Origin of the sequence: Lysobacter sp. CCNWLW3, from assembly GCF_036697405.1 — a bacterium.
GTDB lineage: Bacteria > Pseudomonadota > Gammaproteobacteria > Xanthomonadales > Xanthomonadaceae > Lysobacter.
The window spans coordinates 95337-102435 of the sequence record NZ_JBAHWA010000008.1; the positions used below are offsets into that span (position 1 = coordinate 95337).

The following is a 7099-nucleotide window of genomic DNA, read 5'->3' on the forward strand; positions in this document are numbered from 1 at the left end:
AGCGAGCGCCGCCGGCCTTGCCGGCCCGCATTGCCCTTCCGAAAACCCGTCCGCGCGGTGCGGTCGGGTCGCGGTATCGCTGCATTCGCATTCGGTGAGCTAGCGCCGAATACAACGCAAGATCGTCAGTAGCTCCCCACCAGGTTGAGAAACCAGCCTTTGTGGTCGTAATCGAAATCGGTCAGGTCGTCGCTGAATTCGGTGAAGTTGTAGCCGACGCCGACGCGGAAGTTGCGGCCCACATCGCGATCCACGCCGAGCAGGACGCCCTGACGGTCGCCGCCGTCCTTCACGCCCAACCAGCGGTACTCGGCCAGGCCGTGCCAGACTTCGTCGAGCTCGTAACGAACCTGAACGGCACCGAAGGTCGCGGAAGAATCCGCCCATTCGCCTTGCAGGCGCCCGAAGCGCACGCTGCCTTCGCGTCGCGCCAGCTTGCCGGCGAACTCCCAATGGTGGTCCGGGTTGTAGACGCCTTCCAGCGCCAGCACCTTGCTGCGCTGGTCGTAGGTGGCGACGTTGGCGCCCACCTGCGGCAGCGAGGACACGTCGTACAGGTAGGTGAACTTGCCCAGCAGCGCCCAGCGCGTGGTGTCGTAGGGACGCCAGGCGAAACCGGCGTTGCCCTCGACGAACTTGGCCCCGGCCTCGGCGTTCAGCTGATCCTTGGTCTCCGAGTAATTGAAGCGGCCGGCGATGCGGAAGCTGTCGCTGAACTTGTGCAGGTAGCGGTTGGTGGTCACCCACTGTTCGCGGCGTTCGGCCCCGGTGTCGCGGCGCCATTCCAGCTTGCTCTGCCACTGGGTATCGACCGAGCTGCGGCCGCCGTTCAGGCTGATCGCGCGGCGATCGACCTGGCCCAGGTTGAGGTCGCGGTCCAGCGTCGCGTTCTGCAGGGTGAAGCCCAGATTCCAGCCTTCACCCGGGTAGAAGTCCATGCCGAAGGTGTGGGCCAGGCCCGATTCGTTGGGCTGCTTCAGGAACTGGCTTTCGTTGAACAGGTTGACCTGGTTGGACAGGCGCCAGCGCTGGCCCAGGGTCCAGCCGCCGTTGATGCGGTCGCCGAACAAGGGGTCGTAGTCGCTGCGGTCGGTCGAGTAGGTGTAGGCGCCGTAGACGGTGTGCTCGGGATTGAGGCGGTACTCGGCATCGATCTTGGCGGCGTCGCCGCGATCGCCGCTGGTGAGTTCCGCGCCGATGCTGGACAGGTCGCCGAACAGATACTTCGCGCCCACGGAGTAGGCATCGTTGTCGGCGTACTTGCCGCCGTCGTCGTCCACGGTGAGCTGGGCGGTGCCGAACAACTCCAGTTGGGTGCCGACGCGCTGCTTGTACTGCAGCGCCGCGAGCGTGCCGATCGCGTCGCCGCCCAGGCGCTGTTCGTCGACCCGGCGCAGCTCGGCGCTGAGGGTGGCATCGTCGTTGAGCCGCCATTCGCCGGTGAGCTGGGCCTGGGTGAGCGATTCCGGGCCGCGTTCGGCGATCGAATAGCGCCCGAACAGGCGCACCGCCGGCCCCAGCTGGCCCTGGAATTCCACGCCGCGCTCTTCGATGTCCTCGCCCGCGCTCAGGCGCGAGATCGAATAACCTTCGCCGACGCGGCGCCACCAGGCGCCGACCGCCCAGTCGTCCTGGGTCCAGCCCAGTTCCTTGAAGTTGGCCCGCGCCTCGACCGATTTGGCTTCGCCCGAACGCGCGCCCAGGCCGGAGTCGATCTGGGTGAAGCTCAGGCCGCCGTTGTCGGAATAGAAGATCGGCGCGCTGTTGGCCTCGGTGCGGCTATGCTCCAGCTTGAGATAGGTGCCGCGGCCGGCCTGCAGGGTCAGGTCGGCGCCGCGCAACGAATAGTCTTCGCCGGCGCGGTTCTCGTCGACATAGGTGGCGCCCACCGCCACGTGCTCACCGAACCAGTGCTTGCCGCGGAAACCGAGGGTGAGTTCGTCGGGGTCGAAGTCCGTGGGCACGAACTCGTAATCGACCAGCAGCATCTGCGCGTAACCGTCCAGCGGCGTGTCGCGGGTCAGAGTGCGCAGGTTCTCGCGCGTGACCTGGGCCAGCGGACGCGACAGCAGCAGGCGGCCCTGCAGTTCGTCGATCTCGTAATCGGCGCCGCGCGCCAGTTCGACCCGGTTCTCGACCCGGCCGGTGGTGAGGTCGCGGATTTCCAGCACGACCTTGTCCGAACCCGGCAGCACGTCGGTGTGCTTGAGGTAGTACAGGCTGCCGCCGGTGCCGACGAATTCGCTATGCCCGGGCGCGGACTGCGCCTGCGAACCGAAGCCGCGCAGCTCGGTGCCGGGTTCGCCCAGGCCGGTGGTGCGGCGGCTGCGCCAGGACAGCGCGCCGCCGTACAGCGAGCGGCTGTACTGGCCGTACTCGGTGCCGGTGATGCCGGTATCGAAATTGCCCCACAAGGCCTGGTTCTTGTCCCAGTCCAGGCGCAGATAGAGCCGGCCCTGGGTGTCGACATCGCGGTAGGTGGTGGAGTCGTCGCCGTAGACCGGGTAGTACTGGTCCGGATCGAGGCGGCGGAACACGTCCTGCGGATCGGCGTTCCAGAAGCCGTCGAACAGCTCGCTCACTTCGCGTTCCTGGGTGTCCGCCTGCGCGGTGACCAGGTACTTGCCCTTGATCTTGCCCTTCAGATAGAACGCGAGCCGACCTTCGAGCAGGAAGCCGTCGTCGAAGCGATCGTCCGCCGCCAGCGGCTCGATCGAGCCGGACACGCTGGTCTTGGAGGCGGTCAGATCCGCCAGCGCGACCGCGAACATGTAGCGGCCGGTGACGTCGATTTCCAGTTCCTGATGCGAGCCCTTGCCCGCGCCTGCGCCGACCTCGACATCGAAGCGGTGCTTGCCGACCGGCACCAGGTACTCGGCCACCATCTTGCGTTCCAGATCGATCGGATGGCTCTGGCCGTTGATCTTGAGCGTGTAGCCGGTGGGGATGTTGCGGCCCTGGATGCGGATGCGCGAGCCGTACACCGCGATGTTCTGCTGGCGCAGGCTGTTCTCGCCGAACACGCCGTCCAGCAGGCTGCGCTGCTCGGCCTCTTCGACGCCGAAGCTGCTGCCCAGCCGTTTCTCGACCGAATCGCGCAGCAGCCGCGCGCCGCGCTCGGCTTCTTCCGGCCGCACCAGCTGGAAGCGGCGCGGGTAGGTTTCGTCGTAGCTGCCGTCGGCACCGTAGGCGCGCACGATGTAGATCAACTCGTCGCCGGTGCGCAGTTCCAGGTCGCTGGGCAAAGCCCCGTCCCAGGCGGCCTCGGTGACCGCGGCGGTAGGCAGCGCGACGCTGGCCAGCGGCGTCACCATATCGCTGTCGCTGGCGCGGTAGATCAGCACCTCGGCGCGCTGGATGAAGGCCGCGTAGTTGCTATAGGCGTAGAAGCGCACCGGCTTGACCACGCGGGTGCCGTCGTAGGCCAGCAGCGACGGCGCCGAAACGTTGAACTGCGGCTGGCCGAGGTTGGGATCCTCGGTCGCCCAGACCACGCCGCCGCCGGGCAACTGCAGGGACCACTTGCCGATCGCGACCGCCTGTCCGGGCGCCAGGGCGTCCTTCCAGGTCGAACGCGATTCCTCCACTTCCACCGACACGCGGCGGTCCGGCTGCAGGGTCTGCGAGCTGGAGGCGTCGCTGGTTCCGTGGGTCACCGGCTGCCGTTCGCCGCGCGTGCGCAGTTCGAACAGCATGCCGTCCTGGCTGCGGCAACCTTCGTCGCCGCAATCCAGGTCGGCCGCCTGCGCGGGTTCCGGCGCCTTCGCTTCCTGCGCGGAAGCCACCGACGTCAGGCCGGCGAGGATGCCGATGAGGGTGTAGTCGAGCAGTTTCATCTTCATGGCATCCCCCTTCACTTCTTGGCTTCGCCGGCAGGGGCGGCCGGATCGTTGCTGAGATCGACACGGAACGTACGGCGCAGCTCGGGGCTGATCTTGGCCGCGATGGCGTCGTAGACCGCCTTGGCGCGGCGCATGCCGAGAGCGACGTTGTAATCGTCCGAAGCGCGCTTGTCGGTATGACCGGTGATGACGATCCGGGTCGAGCGCATCTGCTCGATCGCGGCGGCCATCTTGTCGATCAACGGCCGGTACTGCGGCTTGATCGTGCTGCGGTCGGTGTCGAACAGGACCTCGCCCAGCAACGGCCACTCGGCGAAGCCGACCACGATCGACTCCGGCCGCTCGGCCTCGGTGCGCACGCTGACCGTCAGCGCCCTGAACTGCTCCGGCGTCAGCATGTCCTCCAGCGCCTTGCGCACCGCCAGCGCCCGATCCATCGCCAGGGTCTCGTATTCGCCCTGGGCGACGATCACCACTTCGCCGCTGCCGTACTCGCGCACCTTCTCGGCCATCTTCTCCACCGCGGGCAGGTACTGCGGGGTCACCGCCGCACTGCCCGGGGCGAAGAAGACTTCCCCTATCCGCATTTCGACCTGTTCCTTGGCGCCCGGGATTTCGCCGGGCGGCAGGCGCACGCCGAAGTCGAAGCGCACCGGCAGGCCCGGCGTCACACGGCGCACCACCGGGTTGTCGGTGGTGAACACGCTGCCCGGAGGCAGGGTGGCCGGATCGACCTTGAGGATGAAGTTGCGGCCGCGTTCCCACGGTCCGCCGGCCACGCCCTCCAGGTGGTAACGGCCGAACTGGTCGGTTTCGATCAGCAAGCCTTCCACCGAGGCGATCCGCACGCCCGGGATGCCCCGCTCTTCGACACCGGCATTGCTGACGATGTAGTCGACGCGGTAGCCGCCCTCGACCTGGGCCACGCGGCGCTCGACCTTGGGATCGGCACCGGTCAGGCCCTTGGCGGCGTCGCCGCTGCGCTCGACGCGGCTGTTGCCGGCCTTGTCCATGCGCACGGTCAGGCCTTCGGCGGTGGTCAGCGCGAAGCCGTCGTCGAAGTCCAGCGCGCTGAGCGTCTGGCTGACCACCACGCGGTGCGCGGCGATCGGATCGGCGTCCGACTGACGGGCCGCGATCGCGCCCAGGTCGATGCCGTGCAGCAGCGGCGAACTCGCGTCGGCTTCCGGCGCGGGGCCGTTGCCGCGATCGACGGTGGTCGAGTTGGCGACGTAGGCGCCCGGGGCGAAACCGCCCTGGATGCGGATGCCGCTGAGGCCGGCCGGGTCCTGCCAGCCGTCCTGGTCGCGGTCGTCGAACACGGTGCCGATGATCAGGGACTCGTCCAGCAGCGGATCGGCGACCATCTGCACCTGCGCGGTGGCCACGTTCGAGCGCACCCCGTTGTCCTCGGCGAACACGCTGTTCACGTGCACGCCGGGCCGCACGCCCGCACCGACCCGCAGCAGGTAGACCAGGGTGGCGCGGCCGCCCGCGACGATGTCGACCTGGTCGACCCGCACCGGGAACGTGCCCACCAGGCGGCCGGCGCCATCGGTGTCGGCGACCTGCAGGCTGTTGTCGACGTAGCTGAAGCCGGCGGGCGGCGTATCGATCACGCTGACGTCGGCCGCGTCGGCCCGGCCCGTGTTCTCGATCGTCACCGTATAGCGGACCAGGTCGCCGACCTTCACGTCGCGCGGATTGGCCTGCTTGCTGACCCGCAGCACGGTCGCTGCCGGCTCCACGGTCACGACCGCGGTGCTGGTGGCGGTGACCGTCGCGGTCTGGGTGGACGTGGCGTGGGTGCCGGTGGCGACCACGACGTTGTCCAGGGTGCCGCCCGCGTTGGCTTCGGTTTCGGTGATGGTGTGCGAGTAGCTGTTGCAGGTAGCCATGGCCCCCGGCGCCAGCGTCGTCGGCGCGCAGTTCAGCGTGGTCGGCGTGCCGTTCTCGTAGGTGTCCAGCGTGGTCAGGTTGACCAGGGTGACATTGCCGGTATTGGTGACGGTCACCGCATAGGTGATCACGTCGCCGGCGTTGCCCACCCCGGCCGTACCCAGATCGGTGGTCAGCGTCGCGGTCTTGGTCGCGGCGATGGCCGGACGGCCCTGGATCGGGACCGTCACCGTCGGGTTGCACTCCGGCGCGGTCGAGCCCGGCGGGCAGGCGCCCGGCGTGCTGGTCGTGACCACGGCGGCGTTGAGCACGCTGCCCGCATCCACATCGGCCTGGGTCACGCGGTAGGTACCGGTCAGCACGCAGGTGCCGGCCGGCGCCACGCTCGCGCAGGCGATCGTGTTCGGGGCGATCTTGTTGTCGGTCACCACCACGTCGGTCAGCGTCACGTTGCCGGTATTGGTCACCGTCACGGTGTAGGTCAGCGTGTCGCCCAGGCTCACGGCGCCGTTGCCGTCTTCGTCGGCGTTGCCGGTCATGGCCTTGACCGAGCTCAGCGCGGGCGTCTGGACCACCGGCACGGTCACGGTCGGGTTGCACTCCGGCGCGGTCGAGCCCGGCGGGCAGATGCCCGGCGTGCTGGTCGTGACCACGGCGGCGTTCACCACGTTGCCGGCGTTGGCGTCGGCCAGCGAGACCCGGTAGGTACCCGTCAACACGCAGGTGTTACCCGGCACCACGCTCGCGCAGGCGATCGTGTTCGGCGTGATCTTGTTGTCGGTCACCACTACGTCGGTCAGCGTCACGTTGCCGGTGTTGGTCACCGTCACGGTGTAGGTCAGGGTGTCGCCCACCGTCACCGTGCCGCTGCCGTCCTCGTCGGCGTTGGCGGTCATGGCCTTGGCCGATGTCAGCTCAGGCGCCTGCGTCGCGTTCACCGTCACCGTGTCGGTCGGCGACGTCACGCCGTCTACCGTCGCACTGGCGATGTTCACCACGCTGCCGCTGTTCAGGTCGGCCAGCGTCACCGTGTACGTCGCCGTACAGGTCACCGACTCGGCCGGATCCAGTTCGCCGTCCAAGTTGCCGACCGTCGTCACCGCCGGGCAGCTCACCGTGGTCTTGTCGTCCGCCACCGTCACCGGGCCGGTCAACGACACGTTGCCGGTGTTGGTCACCAGGTAGCTGTAGCTGATCGTGTCGCCCACGGCGGCGTAGTTCGCCGTCGTCGTCGACTTGTCGATCGTCAGCGCGGGCGCGGGCGCCAGCGGCGTCTGGGTCGTGTCCGGCGGACTCGTCGTCGGCGGACCCACCGGCGGCGTGCCGGTCGCGGTCGCGCTGTTGTTCGACGTACCGGC

At 68.4% G+C, this 7099-nt stretch carries 2 protein-coding genes; both read right to left on the reverse strand.

Going from position 1 to position 7099, the window contains the following annotated elements:
* Window positions 1-125: 125 nt before the first annotated feature.
* On the reverse strand, window positions 126-3842 hold the full coding sequence (locus tag V1318_RS14225; RefSeq protein ID WP_332940365.1) for a hypothetical protein: 3717 nt from the start codon (window positions 3840-3842) through the stop codon (window positions 126-128).
* An 11-nt stretch (window positions 3843-3853) separates the two neighbouring features.
* Window positions 3854-7099, reverse strand: a 3246-nt coding sequence (locus tag V1318_RS14230; RefSeq protein ID WP_332940366.1) for an OmpA family protein, incomplete at its 5' end; no start/stop codon positions are given.